The sequence below is a fragment of the Pleomorphochaeta sp. DL1XJH-081 genome (assembly GCF_049310885.1).
Taxonomy (GTDB): Bacteria; Spirochaetota; Spirochaetia; order Sphaerochaetales; family Sphaerochaetaceae; genus CAYZJV01.
Genome location: NZ_JBMDYO010000056.1, coordinates 1 through 282, shown reverse-complemented (window position 1 = coordinate 282; position 282 = coordinate 1). Strand labels below are relative to the sequence as shown.

Here is a 282-nt window from a genome sequence, read left to right as displayed (position 1 = left end):
GTAACACATAGATCTAAATCAAAAGTAAAACAGAGGAACAATGAGTCAATCATTTCCGATGAACGGTGGTGATGGCACAAGTAGCTACGCCAACAACTCCTCTATGCAGGGAGACGGATTGAGTGCTCTGAAGAATGTAATAAAGGAGGCGGTGATCAAGAATCTTGAAATAGAAAAGATGGCCACATTTGCCATAGCAGACTTAGGATGCTCGGTGGGACCCAACACATTCTACGCCATGAAAGCCATAATCGAAGCCGTACAACACAAGTACAAACCCTA

General features: G+C 43.6%; 1 protein-coding gene. It reads left to right on the top strand.

What is annotated here, in order from left to right:
- Positions 1-40: 40 nt before the first annotated feature.
- Positions 41-282: hypothetical protein (locus tag ACODJP_RS13890; protein WP_422482508.1), on the top strand; the 242-nt coding region annotated here is incomplete at its 3' end.